Below are 17,012 nucleotides of genomic sequence, written 5' to 3' on the forward strand. Positions count from 1 at the left end.
GAAGCGATCAGGAATATACCGCAAGCTTTTGAAATGTGGAAGTATTTTAAAAGCCGGAATTACTTCTTCAAAACCACCAGCACATCTTCGAGTTCGGAGATCATCTGGCGGATCATTTGCTTGTATTGGGTGGTGTCGTCTTTGGCTTCATCACCGGACATACGCTGGCGCGCGCCGCTGATGGTGAACCCCTGGTCGTACAGCAACGCACGGATCTGTCGGATCATCAGCACATCCTGGCGCTGATAATACCGACGGTTCCCGGTGCGTTTGACGGGGTTGAGTTGAGGAAACTCCTGCTCCCAATAGCGCAGCACGTGCGGCTTTACCGCACAGAGCTCGCTGACTTCACCAATGGTGAAGTAGCGTTTGCCTGGGATGACGGGCAGTTCGTCGTTATGACTTGGTTCCAGCATAAGCCTCAACTCGGGCCTTCAACTTCTGCCCTGGACGAAAGGTGACCACACGGCGAGCCGTGATCGGGATTTCTTCTCCCGTTTTTGGATTGCGGCCAGGCCGCTGGCGTTTGTCCCGCAGGTCAAAATTGCCGAAACCGGACAATTTGACCTGTTCGTTGTCTTCAAGTGCGTGCCTGATTTCTTCAAAGAACAGCTCGACCAATTCCTTGGCCTCGCGCTTGTTCAGGCCCAGCTCTTCATACAGACGTTCCGCCATCTCAGCTTTCGTCAAAGCCCCCATACGTCACTTCCTTAACGTGGCGTTCAACCTTTGTTCGAGCGAGGTGAGGATATTTTGCGTCGTCGTATTCACCTCATCGTCATTAAGAGTGCGCGATGGATGCTGCCAGGTCAAGCCAACTGCAAGGCTTTTTCTATGCGGATCAATGCCTTTACCCTGATAGACGTCAAATAGCCTGAGGTCTGTCAGCCATTCCCCTGCATTTTCACGGATTACGTCCAGAACAGCACTGGCCGCAACACCTTGATCGGCAATCAGCGCCAGATCACGTCGTACTTCAGGGAAACGCGACAACTCGCTGAATTTAGGCATTTTGCCCGAGGCCACTTCAGCCAAGACTAGCTCAAAAACGAAGACTGGACGGTCCAGCCCCAAGGTTTTCGACAGTTCGGGGTGAATCGCGCCAACGAAGCCCACCAGGCGACCTTCACGTTCGATACGGGCGGTCTGGCCCGGGTGCAACGCCGGGTGTTTGCCAGGGGTGAAAGTGAAGGCATCCAGCGCACCGGCAAAGCCCAGCACCGCTTCCACATCGGCCTTGACGTCGAAGAAGTCGACAGTGTCGCGACCTTGTGCCCAGCCTTCCGGCAGACGGCTGCCGCAAACCACGCCAGCCAGCATCGGCTCTTGCTTCAGGCCATCCAGCTGACCGACGAAACGCAGGCCGCTTTCAAACATGCGCACGCGGTCTTGCTGACGGTTCAGGTTGTGGGACAGCGCCTTCACCAGACCCGGCCACAGCGACGAGCGCATGGCGGCCATGTCGTTGGAGATCGGGTTAGCCAGCAACAGCGGCTCGACACCCGGGTTGAACAGTTCGAATTGCTTTGGATCGATGAAGCTGTAGGTCACCGCTTCCTGATAACCACGGGCAACCAGCAGGCGACGCAGTTCCGGCAGGTGTGCACGGGCTTCGGCTTTCGGCTGCGGCGCCAGGCGCGCTTGCGGGTAACGAACCGGCAGGCGGTTGTAGCCGTACAGGCGGGCCAGTTCTTCGATCAGGTCGACTTCCAGGCTGATATCGAAGCGATGGCTTGGCACTTCTACGTGCCACTGCCCTGCTTCACCGGCCGAGATGCCGAGGCCGAGTGCCGACAGCAGGCGCTCGATTTCAACCGGCTCGATCACCAGGCCGAGCATTTGCTCAACGGCCTTGGCGCGCAGGATGATCGGTGCAACCGACGGCAGGTGCTGTTCGCTGACGGTTTCGATGATCGGGCCGGCTTCGCCGCCAGTGATTTCCAGCAGCAGGCCAGTGGCGCGCTCCATGGCTTCACGGGCCAGCTGCCAGTCCACGCCACGCTCGTAGCGGTGCGAGGCGTCGGTGTGCAGGCCATAGGAACGGGCCTTGCCAGCGATGGCGATCTGATCGAAGAAAGCGCTTTCGAGAAAGATGTCGCGAGTGGTTGCGGACACGCCACTGTGCTCACCCCCCATCACGCCGGCAATCGCCAGGGCGCGGGAATGGTCAGCGATCACCAGGGTGTCGGCACGCAGGCTAACTTCCTGGCCGTCGAGCAGTACCAGCTTCTCGCCTTCTTCGGCCATGCGCACGCGGATGCCGCCGTTGATTTCGGCGAGATCGAAGGCGTGCAGCGGTTGGCCCAGTTCCAGCATCACGTAGTTGGTGATGTCGACGGCAGCGTCGATGCTGCGCACTTCGGAACGGCGCAGGCGCTCAACCATCCACAGCGGGGTTGGCTTGGACAGGTCGACGTTACGGATCACGCGACCCAGGTAACGTGGGCAGGCATTGGGGGCGAGCACTTCGATCGAACGCACTTCGTCGTGCACGGCAGGTACCGCTGCAACCACCGGGCGGGTCACGTTCGCGGCGTACAGTGCGCCGACTTCACGCGCCAGGCCCGCCAGCGACAGGCAGTCGCCACGGTTCGGGGTCAGGTCGACCTCGATGCTGGCGTCTTCCAGTTCCAGATAGACACGGATGTCCTGGCCCACTGGCGCATCGGCAGGCAGTTCCATCAGGCCATCGTTGCCTTCACCGACCTGCAGTTCCGCCTGGGAGCACAGCATGCCGTTGGACTCAACGCCACGCAGCTTGGCCTTCTTGATCTTGAAGTCGCCTGGCAGCTCGGCACCGATCATGGCGAACGGGATTTTCAGGCCCGGGCGCACGTTTGGCGCTCCGCACACGACCTGGAAGGTTTCCGCGCCGTTGCTGACCTGGCACACACGCAACTTGTCAGCGTCCGGGTGTTGCTCGGTGCTCAGCACCTCACCCACAACCACACCACTGAAAACACCGGCGGCCGGCGTAACGCTATCGACCTCAAGGCCGGCCATCGACAGACGAGCAACCAGCTCGTCGCGACTTACCTGCGGGCTTACCCAGCCACGCAGCCATTGTTCACTGAATTTCATCCTGCTCTCCTAAAGATCCGTTACGACTAGCGAAATTGCGCGAGGAACCGCAAGTCGTTGTCGAAGAACAGACGCAAGTCGTTCACGCCGTAACGCAGCATGGCCAGACGCTCAACGCCCATGCCGAAGGCAAAGCCCGAGAATTCTTCCGGGTCGATCCCGGACATGCGCAGTACGTTGGGGTGAACCATGCCGCAACCCATCACTTCCAGCCAGCCGGTCTGTTTGCAGACGCGGCAGCCTTTACCGCTGCACATCACGCATTCCATATCGACTTCAGCGGATGGCTCGGTGAACGGGAAGAATGAAGGACGGAAACGTACCGCCAGCTCCTTCTCGAAGAACACCCGCAGGAATTCTTCGATGGTGCCTTTGAGGTCGGCGAAGTTGATGTCGCGATCAACCAGCAGGCCTTCGACCTGGTGGAACATCGGCGAGTGGGTGATATCGGAGTCGCTGCGATACACACGGCCTGGGCAGACGATGCGGATCGGCGGCTTCTGCGATTCCATGGTGCGGACCTGTACCGGCGAGGTATGGGTGCGCAGCAGCATGTTCGCGTTGAAATAGAAGGTGTCATGCATCGACCGGGCCGGGTGGTGGCCTGGGATGTTGAGCGCCTCGAAGTTGTGATAGTCGTCTTCGACCTCAGGGCCTTCGGCAATGCCGTAGCCGATGTGGGTGAAGAACTGCTCGATACGTTCCAGAGTCCGGGTAATCGGATGCAGGCCGCCCGAGGTCTGGCCACGGCCAGGCAGGGTCACGTCAATGGATTCGGCGGCGAGCTTGGCCGCAAGATCAGCCTCCTCGAGCGACGCCTTGCGCGCATTGAGAACCTCTGTAACACGCTCCTTGGCCACGTTGATCAGCGCACCGACTTGCGGACGCTCTTCAGCCGGCAAATTCCCCAGGGTCTTCATCACCTGAGTCAATTCACCCTTTTTGCCAAGGTAGTGAACCCGGATTTGCTCCAGGGCATTGATATCTTCTGCGCTTTGCACAGCCTCTAGTGCTTGAGAGACCAGCGCATCCAGGTTTTCCATGTACAGACTCCAGATACAAAATAGGGGAAGAGCTTGAAGGCTCTTCCCCTATTTAAGACGTTTAACACCGTGGGCCGCGGAAGCGACCCAGGGTGACTGTCGGGGGTACTTAAGCCAAGGTGGCTTTAGCTTTCTCGACAATCGCAGCAAACGCCGCTTTTTCGTTCACTGCCAGATCAGCCAGAACCTTACGGTCGATCTCGATGGACGCTTTTTTCAGGCCAGCGATGAAACGGCTGTAGGACAGACCGTTAACACGTGCACCAGCGTTGATACGAGCGATCCACAGAGCGCGGAACTGACGTTTTTTCTGACGACGGTCACGGTAGGCGTATTGGCCAGCCTTGATAACCGCTTGCTTGGCAACACGGAATACGCGTGAACGCGCGCCGTAGTAGCCTTTAGCAAGTTTCAGAATTTTCTTGTGGCGCTTACGCGCCATGACGCCACGCTTTACACGAGCCATGAGTTACTTCCTCTATTCTTGACTAAAATTAACGAAGGCGCAGCATGCGCTCGACTTTTGCCACGTCAGACGGATGCAGCAAGCTGCTACCGCGCAGTTGACGCTTACGCTTGGTCGACATTTTAGTCAGGATGTGGCTCTTGAAAGCGTGCTTGTGCTTGATACCGTTAGCAGTTTTCAGAAACCGCTTAGCAGCACCACTTTTAGTTTTCATCTTTGGCATGTTCGGTACTCCGCATTCAGTTGATAAACATAATCAGAAGGCCTGCCGTGCCCTATTGATTACTTCTTCTTTTTCGGGGCGATGACCATAATAAGCTGGCGTCCTTCCATCTTAGGATGCTGTTCGACCGAACCGTACTCGAGCAGGTCAGCTTCAACCCGCTTGAGGAGTTCCATCCCCAGCTCCTGGTGGGCCATCTCACGGCCGCGGAATCGCAAGGATACCTTGGCCCTGTCCCCATCACTCAGGAAACGTACCAGGTTGCGCAGTTTTACCTGGTAATCCCCTTCCTCCGTCCCTGGACGAAACTTGATTTCTTTTACTTGAATCTGCTTCTGGTTCTTCTTCGCCGCGGCAATCTGCTTCTTCTTCTCGAAGATCGACTTGCCGTAGTCCATCACCCGGCAAACGGGTGGGATTGCGTCGGCGGAGATTTCCACCAGGTCCAATTTGGACTCTTCAGCAATACGAAGCGCTTCATCAATCGAGACGATGCCAATCTGCTCGCCGTCAGCGCCAATTAACCGAACCTCGCGTGCCGAGATATTCTCGTTGATCGGGGCTTTCGGTGCAGCTCGTTTATCTTGTCTCATTTCACGCTTAATAATAATTACTCCGAATCTGGGCGACCACGCCGGGAAACCGCTTGCGCGAGGAACTCAGCGAACTGGGCGACGGGCATCGAGCCCAGGTCAGCACCTTCACGAGTACGCACAGCGACAGTCTGCATCTCGACTTCCCGATCTCCGATAACCAAAAGATAGGGAACCTTGAGCAAAGTATGCTCGCGGATTTTAAAGCCGATCTTTTCATTTCTCAAGTCGGACTTGGCACGAAATCCGCTTTCATTGAGAGTTTTTTCAACTTCAGCGGCAAAATCTGCCTGTTTATCAGTGATATTCATGATCACTGCCTGGGTCGGAGCCAGCCACGCAGGGAATGCACCCTCGTAGTGCTCGATCAGGATCCCGACGAACCGTTCGAACGAGCCGAGGATCGCCCGGTGCAGCATAACCGGGTGTTTACGGCTGTTGTCTTCGGAGACGTATTCGGCTCCCAGACGGATCGGCAGGTTAAAATCGAGCTGCAGGGTACCACACTGCCAGACGCGACCAAGGCAATCTTTCAGCGAGAACTCGATCTTCGGACCGTAGAACGCGCCCTCGCCCGGCTGCAAGTCGTACGCAAGCCCCGCACTGTCCAGCGCTGCGGCCAGTGCAGCTTCGGCTCGGTCCCACAGCTCGTCGGAACCGACGCGTTTTTCCGGACGAGTGGACAGCTTCATCTCGACTTCGGTGAAACCGAAATCGCGGTACACGTCCATGGTCAGCTTGATGAACGCAGCGGATTCGGCCTGCATCTGCTCTTCGGTGCAGAAGATGTGGGCGTCATCCTGAGTGAAGCCGCGCACGCGCATGATGCCGTGCAGTGCACCCGATGGCTCGTTACGGTGGCAGGCACCGAACTCGGCCAGGCGCATCGGCAACTCGCGGTAGCTCTTCAGGCCCTGGTTGAACACCTGTACGTGGCACGGGCAGTTCATCGGCTTGATGGCGTAGTCGCGGTTTTCCGACTGGGTGGTGAACATGTTGTCGGCGTAGTTGGCCCAGTGCCCGGATTTCTCCCACAGGCTGCGGTCAACGACTTGCGGCGTCTTGATCTCCAGGTAGCCGTTGTCGCGCTGAACCTTGCGCATGTACTGCTCGAGCACCTGGTACAGGGTCCAGCCGTTCGGGTGCCAGAACACCATGCCCGGCGCTTCTTCCTGGAGGTGGAACAGGTTCAGGCGCTTGCCGATCTTGCGATGGTCGCGTTTTTCGGCTTCTTCGATGCGCTGGATGTAGGCCGCCAGCTGCTTCTTGTCAGCCCAGGCAGTGCCGTAGATCCGCTGCAGTTGTTCGTTCTTCGCGTCACCGCGCCAGTAGGCACCGGACAGCTTGGTCAGCTTGAACGACTTGAGGAAGCGTGTGTTCGGCACATGCGGGCCACGGCACATGTCGACATATTCTTCGTGGTAATACAGGCCCATGGCCTGCTCGTCCGGCATGTCTTCCACCAGGCGCAGCTTGTAGTCTTCGCCGCGGGCAGTGAACACGTCGATCACTTCGGCACGCGGAGTGACTTTCTTGATGACGTCGTAATCTTTTTCGATCAGCGCGTGCATGCGCTGCTCGATAGCCGCCAGGTCGTCCGGGGTGAAAGGACGCTCGTAGGCGATGTCGTAATAGAAGCCTTCGTCGATGACCGGGCCGATGACCATCTTCGCGGTTGGGTACAGCTGCTTGACCGCATGGCCAATCAGGTGCGCGCAAGAGTGGCGAATGATCTCCAGCCCCTCTTGATCCTTGGGCGTGATGATTTGCAGGCTGGCATCGCCGGTGATCAGGTCGCTGGCGTCGACCAGCTTGCCGTCGACCTTGCCGGCCACGGTGGCCTTGGCCAGGCCGGCACCAATGGATGCGGCGACCTCGGCTACGGAAACCGAATGATCGAATGAACGTTGACTGCCGTCGGGAAGAGTAATAGTTGGCATGGCGCCTCCTCTCCTAGTGGTGACCCCTACCAAAGGTCACGTGGGTTGGGATGAGCCAGTACAAGATCCAATACCAGGCCGTTCAGTGATGAACGCCTGCCTTACAGCGGCAGGAGCCTTTCGGCCAACCGATAATCGAACCAGAGTGACTGGAGTTAAACAAAAAAAGACCTTGGCAAGGCGGCATAGGGCGCGCCGGAAAATAGCCAAGCGAAAGATGCTAGCACAGATGAACGGTCATGGCGCCGAAGCCGCTTCAGGAAACGAAAATTCCCGGCTTTTAAGGGCAAAAGTGAACTTGAACTGTACGGCAACCCTCAAACACACCGAGAATCGCCGTTCGTCCACGACTCCAGGAGCATTTGATTATGCGTTTTACCTCGACTTTCGCCCTTGCTGCATCCCTGACCCTCATGTCCCTGGGTGCGCACGCCGCAGCCCCGTCGAACTGGCCTGCCGGTGCGCGGGACAGCTTCATCAAGGATTGCAGCGCAGCCGCCCAGCAAAGTGTTGATGCCAAAACCGCCAAAGACCACTGTGAATGTGGCGCGGACAAAATCAATGCCGAATTGAGCAGTGCCGAAATCAAGGAACTCATGACCAACCAGAACGCAGATCCTGCGCTCAAGACCAAAGCTGTGACGGCTATTTCGTCCTGCAAAGTCGTGAAGAAAAAGTAATTTTTACACCCTGCCAGACCGGCTGAAGGACCAGAAATCGCCATGAAAACTGCCATTTCTCACAAATTACGCAGCTTTTACGGCTTTTTTTAACAGCTGATATTTCGCCTGAAAGCCCCGTAGATCGGGGCTTTCAGCCAACCAAGGCATGAAACACAACGCGATTGATTAGCAAACAATGCCTTGGGGGGGCTCCCAAGCCGAACATTTCGACTATGATAGCTCGGTGTGCCCAGTTGGCCTGAGCAGCACAGCACTACTGAAAATATATGTTTCTTGGAGATACACCATGTCTAATCGCCAAACCGGCACCGTTAAATGGTTCAACGATGAAAAAGGCTTCGGCTTCATCACTCCTCAAGGTGGCGGTGACGACCTGTTCGTACACTTCAAAGCTATCGAAAGCGACGGTTTCAAAAGCCTGAAAGAAGGCCAAACCGTTTCCTTCGTGGCTGAGAAAGGCCAAAAGGGTATGCAAGCTGCACAGGTTCGCCCAGAGTAATTCTGCGCCGAACTAAAAAAACCCCGTCCATGTGACGGGGTTTTTTATGGCCTGGAGAAAAGCGCTGGAGCAATCAGCCGCAATTGACCCGATTGATCACAAGGTTGTCATCGGTATTGAGGTTCAGGCGATCGGAGCGGTATTCCAGCGTAACCATGTCATCTGGCTTGAGAATGCGTGCGTTCTGCGCTCCGGCGCGGCTACGGGCCTGTTCCAGCAATTGTGGCGAAGCTTTCTGGCCGATTGCGAACTCGGCAGCCTTCGCCTCACAGCGGCTATGACCAGCATCGGTCACGGCAGTGTCTTTGGCTGGCTCAGAGGTACCCGGGGTGCTGCAACCCGACAAGGCGAGCGCAGCCAACAAAGTACCGAATGATGCGAGCTTCCAAGGCATGAAGCCTCCTTTGAGAAAAAATGGACAGAGATCGTGCGACCGTAGTTTGGCCGATTGGTTTCAGAATTGTCACAATTGGCTGTGGGCCAGTCTGCCTGAGTCGACACCGGGCGCTGGCGAATCAATCGTCACCAGATATGAACGCACTCAGTAGATGTCGATGTAATCAAACGGCGGGGTTGGCCAGTTCTGCTTGAGCGCGTTGAAAATCTGCATCACCCACACCTCGTCGCTGGCTGCGACGTTGCCGACATATCCCGAACCCGCCGCCCAGGTCTCCAGGCGGAACAGAAGGCCGTCGATATCGACGCCACCCACCACGCCCGAAGAAATGTAGGCAATGCCGGCCTTGGTAACGCGCAATTGGGTGTGAACGTTGTCACTGGCGGACGCAAGCAGCTGCCGCACAGCGTCCAGCGTCAGGTTCTCGGTGTTGTTCAAGTCGATCTGCACGCGGTTTGTCCTGGCAATTAAACAGGCGGACAGTGTCGCACAGCCCTCCCCTCATGCCTAAGTAGCAGTGCCAAACACGGCGCAAAATGGTTAACTCCCTACGCAGAACGCACTAACCGCCTTTCAGCCTCGCGAGACACCCATGACCATCGTCACGATCCACGCCGACATCAAAGCCAAGTGGCCCCACGGGCAAAGCTCCTACAGCCCGGGCAGCCCGGAGGAGTTGGCAATCATCGGTATCGACCTGCTGGTCAAGGAACTGGGCACACAGGCCGCGCAGGCATTCATCGGCCAGGTATTCGAGAAATACCCGGCCGATCACATGGGGGCGCCAGACCCCGAGCGCGAATAAGACCCGGCCGACGAACGTCGACCGGCAGGCTGTTTACTTCAGGCGACCAAGGCGTTCGGTCAGCAGATCGAAGAAGCCCTGGGCATCGCCATTTTCAACCCAGAACGCGTTCTTCGGTTGTTTCAGGCCATCGTACCAGTCGACGATGGTCTGGCCGAAGGTCGGGCCTTCACGGCTGTCCACCACCACGTTGACCTCACGGCCGCTGAACAGCGCAGGCTTGAGCAGGTAGGCAATGACGGTAGCGTCATGCACCGGGCCGCCCGGGATGCCGTAGTGCTCCATGTCGCCCTTGACGTATTCATTGAGAATATCGCCCACCACCTTGCTCGCGTTGTTGTTCAGCGCAGCGATTTGCTTCAGGCGTGCGTCGCTGGTCAGGACCTTGTGGGTCACGTCCAACGGCAGGTAGGTCAGCTTGACGCCGCTCTTGAGCACGATCTCGGCCGCGATCGGGTCGGCGAACAGGTTGAACTCGGCCACCGGCGTGATATTGCCGCCGTTGAAGTGCGCGCCGCCCATCACCACCACTTCCTTGATGCCTTGAGTGATCTCCGGCGCCTGGGTCAATGCCAGCGCCAGGTTGGTCTGCGGACCGAGCATGGCGATGGTGATGCTGTGGGGCTTGGCGGTGCTGAGGGTCTTGATCAGGTAATCAACGGCATTGCCTTCGGCCAGGCCTTTTTTCGGCTCATGCACGGTGACGCCGGAGATACCTTCCTTGCCATGGATGTTTTCAGCGTAGATCGGCGTGCGCAGCATCGGTTTCGGTGCACCGGCATATACCGGGATGTCCTCGCGCCCTGCCCATTCGCGGGCCAGGCGTGCGTTGCGGGAGGTCTTGTCGAGGCGCACGTTACCGGCAACGGTGGTCAGCGCGCGGATCTGCAGTTCATCGGGCGAAGCCATGGCGAACAGCAAGGCAACCACGTCGTCGGCACCGGGATCGGTGTCGATGATCAGGTCGATTTTTTCCGCCGCGTGGGCGCTTGCAGCAGTTAGCACGGACAAAAGCAGCACACTCCGGAACAGGTGTCGCAGGGTTTGGGTACCACGTTGCATGACGCACTCCTTGTCGTTGGGGAATTCTAGAACGTTACGCCGGAAACCAGCGCGATATTGCAGTAGGGCTGGCACTCGCCGGTGCGCACCACCGCCCTCGCCTTGCGGCTGAGCTGCTTGAACTCTTCATGGCTGACCAGGCGGCGCTCGCCGAGGGCGGCCTGTTCGGCCAGGGTATTGAGATCCGCCAGGGCCGGCGGTTGCTTGAGCAGGATTTCTTCCGCGAGCACGTGGCTTTCCACCTGCATCTCGCTGAGGACGATGCGCAAGGTACTGACGAAATCCGGAATGCCTTTGGTCAGCGCCAGGTCGATCAGCTCGACACCCGGCGGCACCGGCAAGCCGGCATCACCGATCACCAGAATGTCGCCATGGCCAAGGGATGCGATCACCCGCGACAGCGCGATATTGAGCAAGGGAGTCTTTTTCATGAGGGCACAAAACCTTGGACGTCATGCAATGTGGGAATAGAGGGTTGCGCACCCGCGCGGGTCACGGACAGCGCGGCGGCTACCTGGCCGAAACGAATGGCCTCGGCCTCGCTCCTGCCGTTGGCCAGCGCGGCTGCGAAACCGCCGACGAAGGTGTCACCGGCAGCCGTGGTATCGACCGCCTTGACCTTGGGCGCGACCAGGTGCTCGAAGCCTTGGCCATCGGCAAACAACGCGCCTTCGGAGCCGAGGGTAATGATCACTTTGCCAGCACCGGCCTTGATCAGGCGTGACGCGGCGGCCTTGGCGCTGTCCAGCGAGTCGACCACCACGCCGCTCAAGGCCGAGGCTTCGCTTTCATTGGGAATCAGGTAGTCGATGGCGGCGTACCAATCCTCGGGCAGCGGACCACTGGCCGGCGCCGGGTTCAGGATCACCGTCTTGCCCAGCTCGCGACCGCGCTTGAGGGCATGGCCGACAGTCTCCATCGGCGTCTCAAGCTGGCAGACGATCACGTCGGCAGCCTGCAGCACGCTGTCAACTGTCTGCAGTCTGGCCGGGGTCAGCTCGCCGTTGCTGCCGGCAACGATGACGATCGCATTCTGGCTGCTGTCATCCACCACGATCAGCGCCACGCCGCTGGAACCGTCGACGGTGCTGACGGCCTGGCAATCAATGCCCTCCACCAGCAACGCGTCGCGCAATTGCGCGCCATAGGCATCGGTACCCACGCAGCCGACCATGGCGACCTCAGCCCCGAGGCGCGCCGAAGCGACCGCCTGGTTCGCGCCCTTGCCGCCGGGAACGGTGGAGAACGATTGGCCGATCAGAGTTTCACCGGCGCGGGGCAGCCGGCTGGCCCGGGTGACCAGGTCCATGTTCAGGCTGCCTATTACCACTACTTTTGCTGGCATACATCAATACTCATCAATTCGGTTCAGCGGTATTGGGCAAACACACCGGCCAACGGCGCCGTCGACTCGCGCAGGACAATACTCGGCGTCACGATGCGCTGATCGATCGGCAATTGGGGTGTCGCAATTCGTCGCAGTAAAAGCTCGGCCGCCATCTCTCCCAACTGCAGGATCGACTGGCCCACGGTGGTCAGCGCCGGGTACACGTACTGGCTCATCTGGATATCATCAAACCCGATCACCGACAGCTCACCGGGCACCCGGATATTACGTTCGGCAGCGGCGCGCAAGACGCCGAAGCCAATCATGTCGTTGCCGGCAAAAATCGCGCTGGGGGGATTTTCCGCCAGCAATTGCGCCGCGGCCGCATAACCACCGGTACTGGTGAAATCACTTTCCAGCACACGGCCGGCCGGCACTTCGAGCCCCGCCTCGGCCAAGGCGCGGTAGTAGCCCGCCATCCGCATTTGCGCCACGCGGGTATGACTCGGGCCACCAATGCAGGCAATGTCGCGATGCCCCAGATCGAGCAAGTGCCGGGTCGCCAGGTAAGCGCCCTGTTCATGGTCGATGCGCACCAGGTCGACATCGATCCCGTCCAGTGCACGGTCGACGATGACCATCGGCGTGCGCACCGCCTTGAGGCCTGTCGCCAGGCCGCTGTCGTCGCCGCCCACCGAGGTCACGATCAAGCCGTCGATGCGTTTTTCCAGCAGCACCCTCAGGTAGCTGCGCTGCTTTTCGGCATTATCGTCGGAGTTGCAGAGGATCACGCAATAGCCGTTACGCTCGCAGTAATCCTCGATGCCCCGGGCCAGTTCCGCAAAATACGGGTTGAGGCTGTTGGGCACCAACAGGCCGATGGTGGCTGTGGTCTTGGCCTTCAGCGAGCGCGCGACCGCACTGGGCACATAGTCGAGCTGCTTGATGGCCGCCTCGACCTTGATCCGTACCGGCTCGCTGACCGGGCGCGTCTTGTTCACCACATGAGACACCGTGGTGTAGGAAATCCCCGCCAGCGCGGCCACATCCTTGATCGTTGCCATGGCTCAGGCTCGCCGACTGGCGCGCTGGCTGCGGTAAGTATCGAGCACCACCGCGATCACGATCACGGCACCGGTGATGATACGTTTGGTCGGCTCGGTGGCGCCAATCTGCGCCAGCCCTGCCGCCAGTACCGAGATGATCAGCACGCCGAAGAAGGTACTGATGACCGAGCCACGCCCGCCCATCAGGCTGGTACCACCGATCACTACCGCAGCGATCACTTGCAGCTCCAGGCCGGAACCGGCGTTGGGATCGGCCGCTTCCAGGCGCGAAATCTGGAACAGCGCCGCCACACCCGCCAGCAGGCCCATCAGGCTGAACACCAGGATCTTGTAGGGCTTGGGATTGATACCCGCCAGGCGCACGGCCTCTTCGTTGGTGCCAATGCCGATCAGGTAGCGACCGAACACGGTACGGGTCAGCACCAGCTGCGCGGCGATGATCACCAGCAACGCGATGATGAACGAAGGTGAAATGCCGAAGGCCACCGGGTTGGACAGCCAGGCAAACGAATCACCGATGTATGCGGTACGCGAGCCGGTCATCTGGTACGCCACGCCGCGCGCCATTTCCAGCACGCCGAGGGACACGATGAACGACGGGATCCGCCAGGCCACTGTGATCGAACCGGTAATGGTCCCGGCCAACGCGGCGCAGCCCATGCCCAGCACGGCTGCCGGCAACACACTCCAGCCCCAGCCGAGAATCGCCACGCTGACGGCCGATGCGGCCAGGGCCAGCACGGAGCCTACCGACAGATCGATGCCGCCGATGATCAGCACGAAGGTCATGCCGACTGCCAACACCATCAGGTCGGGAATCTGGTTGGCCAGGGTGCTGAAGGTGTCGTACGAGAGGAAGTGGTCGCTCAGGAACGAGAACAGCGCAATCATCGCCAGCAAGGCGCCGGCCAGGCCCAGGTAGGTGCCCAGGCCATAGAAGTTGCCGCCACGTTTTGCGGGGGAGGAAGTGGTTTTCATGGGGTATTCCTAGGCGCTGCGTCGTTGAGCAGCGCATCACGTTTCTGATAGCCGGCAAAAGCAGCGGCAAGCAATTCGTCCTGGGTCCAGCTGTCGCGCTCGAAGGTCTCGATCAGGCGCCCGGCGGAAAGTACGCCGATGCGGTCGCAGATCAGCATCAACTCACGCAGGTCGCTGGACACCACCACCAGCGCCTTGCCCTGGCGGGTCAGGTCGCCGAGCAACGCATAGATATCGAATTTGGCGCCGACGTCGATGCCTCGGGTCGGTTCATCGAACAGCATCACCGCGCAATCGCGCTCCAGCCAGCGGCCAATCACCACCTTCTGCTGGTTGCCACCCGACAGCTCGGACACCAGCTGCGCCGGACTGGAACTGCGGATACGCATGGCGTCGACCTGCCGCTTGGCCAAGGCCGTTTCGTCACGACTGTTCACCAGGCCACCGCTGGACACCTTCGGCATGTTGCCCAAGGCGATGTTGGCGCCGATGGATTGGGTCAGCAGCAAGCCTTCGCCCTTGCGGTCTTCGGTGATCAGGGCGATGCCATGGCCAACCGCATCGACGGGCGAGCGAATGCTGACGACTTGCGCCGGTGTGCCCAGGGCCACGGTGCCGCTGTCGGCCAGGTCGGCGCCGAAGATCAGGCGCAGCAACTCCGTACGGCCCGCACCGATCAGGCCGGAGATGCCGTAGATTTCGCCGGCACGCACTTCAAACGACACGTCGCGGACCTTGTCCGAGCGGGTCAGGCCTTTTACCGTCAACAGCGGCGCGCCGATGGTGCGCGGGCCCAGGTCGATTTTCTCGCCCAGTTCGCGGCCCACCATCAGCGTGACCAGTTGCTCACTGTTGTAGTTGGCCATCGGCTCGACACACACCAGCTTGCCGTCGCGCAGCACCGCAATGCGCTGGGCAACCCGGGCCAGTTCTTCGAGCCGGTGGGAAATATAGATAATCGCCACGCCCCGGGCCTGCAGGCGGGTGATTTGTTCGAACAGCATCTCGACTTCACGGGCGGTCAGCATCGCTGTGGGTTCGTCGAGGATCAGTACGTGGCAATCGCCAATCAGGTTGCGGGCGATCTCGACCATCTGTTGGTGGCCGATGCCGAGGCTGCCGACCAGGGTGTCCGGGTCGATAGCGTCCAGGCCGACCTGGGCCATGGCTTCAATGGCGGCCTTGCGCAGTTGCTTGCGGCTGATCCAGCCACCGTGGCTGGGCAGGTTATCGAGGAACAGGTTTTCAGCGACCGTCAGGGTTGGCAGCAGGTTAAGCTCCTGCATGACCATGCGGATGCCCTGCTCTTCAGCCTGGGTCCGGCTACCTGGCGTGTAGGCCTGGCCATTGAACTGCATCTGGCCGTCGGTCGGGGTGACCAGCCCGCCGATGATTTTCGACAGGGTGCTTTTCCCCGCGCCATTCTCACCGGTAAGCGCCAACACTTCCCCACGATTGAGCGTCAGGGTGATGTCGGACAGAACCGGTTGGGCATAGGTCTTGCCGATACCGCTGACCGAGAGGACAGCGTTCGGTGCGGAAGATGACATAGGAACGTCTCCAGGCGTCCGCTCGGGTGAGCGGACGCTGTTTTGTGCTGCCGGGGAATTACTTCTTGAGGATGAGTTCGACCGGGGTTTCGATCATGCCATCCACGGCATCGACTTTTTCACCCTTGACCAGCTTCAGAGCGTTCTGGATACCGAAAACGGCTTGCTGGGCAGCAGCCTGGTCGGCGGTGGCCAGGACACGGCCGTCCTGCAGCATCGGCTTGATGGCCTCGATGTTGTCGTAGCCTACGACCAGCACCTTGCCAGCCTTGCCGGCGCCACGTACGGCGGATACTGCGCCCAGTGCCATGTTGTCGTTACCGGCCAGCAGCGCCTTGATGTTCGGGTTTGCCTGGAGCATGGCAGCGGCAATCGCGTTGCCCTTGTCGATTTCCCACTCACCGGATTGGGTGGAGACGATCTTCATGCCGGCGGCATCCATCGCGTCCTTGAAGCCAGCGGTACGCTGCTGGGCGTTGGTGGTGGTGGACACACCTTCGATGATGCCAACCTGGTCACCCTTGGTGAGATGCTTGGCCAGTTCTTCACCGACCAGGCGCGCGCCCTTGCGGTTGTCTGGACCTACGAACGGGATATCAAGGTTTTTGCTTTTCAGTACATCCACATCAAGACGGTTGTCGATGTTGACGATCTTGATGCCTTTGTCGGAGGCCTTTTTCAGCACGGTGACCAGGGCTTTCGAGTCGGCGGGAGCAATGACGATCGCGTCAACCTTGGACAGGATCATCTGATTGACGATATCGATCTGCGCACTGGTATCGGTTTCGTTCTTGATCCCGTTGGTGATCATGTCGAAGTCGGCGGCGTGGGCTTTCTGGTATTCCTTGGCACCGTCCTGCATGGTGACGAAGAATTCGTTGGCGAGGGATTTCATGACCAGGCCGACCTTGGGTTTGGCGGCGGTCTCGGCAGCAAATGCAGAGGAAAGAGGCAGGGCAGCGGATGCGGCAGCAAGCACAGCGACAGCAAGAAGACGTCCAGCAAATGGCAGCTTCATGGGTTCACTCCGATCTTATGATTATTGTGAGCAACGCTTGCACCGAAGAACGCTTCGGCAGCCAACCCACCCGGGCGGCTGATACGAGCTTTCACGACACTCGAGGAGCACCCCGTGAAACATCTCGCAAACGTTTGCGTTAGGTCAAACTATGAGAAGCTTGTCGAGATTTGTCAACGGGAGAAAACAGCCTTTTGATGAATCCGCTTTACGCCCTGCCCTCGAAGCTATCCGGTACCCCCTTTAAACATCCGCGTTGCTGGATCGTTCTCTGAAACGA

At 59.2% G+C, this 17,012-nt stretch carries 20 protein-coding genes; 3 read left to right on the plus strand and 17 right to left on the minus strand.

Going from position 1 to position 17,012, the window contains the following annotated elements; all coding sequences use genetic code 11:
- Positions 1-59: 59 nt before the first annotated feature.
- The 8 genes from HX815_RS21415 to thrS form a co-directional block, all read right to left on the minus strand.
- Positions 60-416 carry a MerR family transcriptional regulator gene (locus HX815_RS21415; RefSeq protein ID WP_003219935.1) on the minus strand — a complete coding sequence of 119 codons (357 nt, stop codon included), beginning with the start codon at positions 414-416 and terminating at the stop codon, positions 60-62.
- Complete coding sequence (ihfA, locus tag HX815_RS21420; protein ID WP_002553164.1) at positions 397-699, minus strand: integration host factor subunit alpha; 303 nt, start codon at positions 697-699, stop codon at positions 397-399. The genes HX815_RS21415 and ihfA overlap by 20 nt, the downstream gene beginning before the upstream one ends.
- Positions 700-702: 3 nt before the next feature.
- Complete coding sequence (gene pheT, locus HX815_RS21425) at positions 703-3,081, minus strand: phenylalanine--tRNA ligase subunit beta (RefSeq protein WP_008438687.1); 2,379 nt, start codon at positions 3,079-3,081, stop codon at positions 703-705.
- 26 nt (positions 3,082-3,107) lie between these two features.
- The gene (gene pheS, locus HX815_RS21430; protein ID WP_003219939.1) at positions 3,108-4,124 is read right to left on the minus strand and encodes a phenylalanine--tRNA ligase subunit alpha; all 1,017 of its coding nucleotides are present in this window, start codon (positions 4,122-4,124) and stop codon (positions 3,108-3,110) included.
- 109 nt (positions 4,125-4,233) lie between these two features.
- The gene (gene rplT, locus HX815_RS21435; protein WP_003219940.1) at positions 4,234-4,590 is read right to left on the minus strand and encodes a 50S ribosomal protein L20; all 357 of its coding nucleotides are present in this window, start codon (positions 4,588-4,590) and stop codon (positions 4,234-4,236) included.
- A gap of 28 nt (positions 4,591-4,618) precedes the next feature.
- On the minus strand, positions 4,619-4,813 hold the full coding sequence (gene rpmI / locus HX815_RS21440) for a 50S ribosomal protein L35 (protein WP_002553160.1): 195 nt from the start codon (positions 4,811-4,813) through the stop codon (positions 4,619-4,621).
- A gap of 59 nt (positions 4,814-4,872) precedes the next feature.
- A complete protein-coding gene (gene infC / locus HX815_RS21445; protein WP_169875357.1) occupies positions 4,873-5,424 on the minus strand; it encodes a translation initiation factor IF-3 in 552 nt (183 codons plus the stop codon).
- Complete coding sequence (gene thrS, locus HX815_RS21450; protein ID WP_003219944.1) at positions 5,424-7,346, minus strand: threonine--tRNA ligase; 1,923 nt, start codon at positions 7,344-7,346, stop codon at positions 5,424-5,426. The genes infC and thrS overlap by 1 nt, the downstream gene beginning before the upstream one ends.
- Positions 7,347-7,711: 365 nt before the next feature.
- Between thrS and HX815_RS21455 the strand changes: the two genes are divergently transcribed.
- Complete coding sequence (locus HX815_RS21455; RefSeq protein WP_080673250.1) at positions 7,712-8,026, plus strand: hypothetical protein; 315 nt, start codon at positions 7,712-7,714, stop codon at positions 8,024-8,026.
- Positions 8,027-8,315: 289 nt separating this feature from the next.
- Entirely contained in the window at positions 8,316-8,528 is a 213-nt protein-coding gene (locus tag HX815_RS21460; RefSeq protein WP_003179963.1) for a cold-shock protein, read from the plus strand.
- Positions 8,529-8,601: 73 nt separating this feature from the next.
- Here the strand turns inward: HX815_RS21460 and HX815_RS21465 are convergent, their stop codons facing one another.
- Entirely contained in the window at positions 8,602-8,922 is a 321-nt protein-coding gene (locus tag HX815_RS21465) for an I78 family peptidase inhibitor (RefSeq protein ID WP_008438688.1), read from the minus strand.
- A 147-nt stretch (positions 8,923-9,069) separates the two neighbouring features.
- Positions 9,070-9,375: a hypothetical protein gene (locus HX815_RS21470; protein WP_087693964.1), complete on the minus strand. Its 306-nt coding sequence runs from the start codon at positions 9,373-9,375 to the stop codon at positions 9,070-9,072.
- Positions 9,376-9,517: 142 nt separating this feature from the next.
- Between HX815_RS21470 and HX815_RS21475 the strand changes: the two genes are divergently transcribed.
- Positions 9,518-9,730 (plus strand): hypothetical protein, encoded by a 213-nt coding sequence (locus tag HX815_RS21475; protein ID WP_003219951.1) that lies wholly within the window; start codon positions 9,518-9,520, stop codon positions 9,728-9,730.
- A gap of 33 nt (positions 9,731-9,763) precedes the next feature.
- Here HX815_RS21475 and HX815_RS21480 read toward each other — a convergent pair whose 3' ends face one another.
- From HX815_RS21480 to HX815_RS21510, 7 genes are read right to left on the minus strand one after another with little or no spacing between them, the layout of a single operon-like run.
- Positions 9,764-10,792: a nucleoside hydrolase gene (locus HX815_RS21480; RefSeq protein WP_003219953.1), complete on the minus strand. Its 1,029-nt coding sequence runs from the start codon at positions 10,790-10,792 to the stop codon at positions 9,764-9,766.
- Between the two features lie 26 nt (positions 10,793-10,818).
- Positions 10,819-11,223 carry a D-ribose pyranase gene (rbsD, locus tag HX815_RS21485; RefSeq protein WP_177028847.1) on the minus strand — a complete coding sequence of 135 codons (405 nt, stop codon included), beginning with the start codon at positions 11,221-11,223 and terminating at the stop codon, positions 10,819-10,821.
- Positions 11,220-12,137: a ribokinase gene (gene rbsK, locus HX815_RS21490; RefSeq protein WP_177028848.1), complete on the minus strand. Its 918-nt coding sequence runs from the start codon at positions 12,135-12,137 to the stop codon at positions 11,220-11,222. Before rbsK ends, rbsD begins: the two co-directional genes overlap by 4 nt.
- A gap of 23 nt (positions 12,138-12,160) precedes the next feature.
- Positions 12,161-13,183 carry a LacI family DNA-binding transcriptional regulator gene (locus HX815_RS21495; protein WP_177028849.1) on the minus strand — a complete coding sequence of 341 codons (1,023 nt, stop codon included), beginning with the start codon at positions 13,181-13,183 and terminating at the stop codon, positions 12,161-12,163.
- Positions 13,184-13,186: 3 nt separating this feature from the next.
- Positions 13,187-14,164 carry an ABC transporter permease gene (locus HX815_RS21500; protein WP_003219960.1) on the minus strand — a complete coding sequence of 326 codons (978 nt, stop codon included), beginning with the start codon at positions 14,162-14,164 and terminating at the stop codon, positions 13,187-13,189.
- The gene (locus HX815_RS21505) at positions 14,161-15,714 is read right to left on the minus strand and encodes a sugar ABC transporter ATP-binding protein (protein ID WP_008438693.1); all 1,554 of its coding nucleotides are present in this window, start codon (positions 15,712-15,714) and stop codon (positions 14,161-14,163) included. The genes HX815_RS21500 and HX815_RS21505 overlap by 4 nt, the downstream gene beginning before the upstream one ends.
- 58 nt (positions 15,715-15,772) lie before the next feature.
- Positions 15,773-16,732: a sugar ABC transporter substrate-binding protein gene (locus tag HX815_RS21510; RefSeq protein WP_003219963.1), complete on the minus strand. Its 960-nt coding sequence runs from the start codon at positions 16,730-16,732 to the stop codon at positions 15,773-15,775.
- Between the last annotated feature and the right edge of the window lie 280 nt (positions 16,733-17,012).

The organism is Pseudomonas sp. E6002 (assembly GCF_013385565.1).
GTDB lineage: Bacteria > Pseudomonadota > Gammaproteobacteria > Pseudomonadales > Pseudomonadaceae > Aquipseudomonas.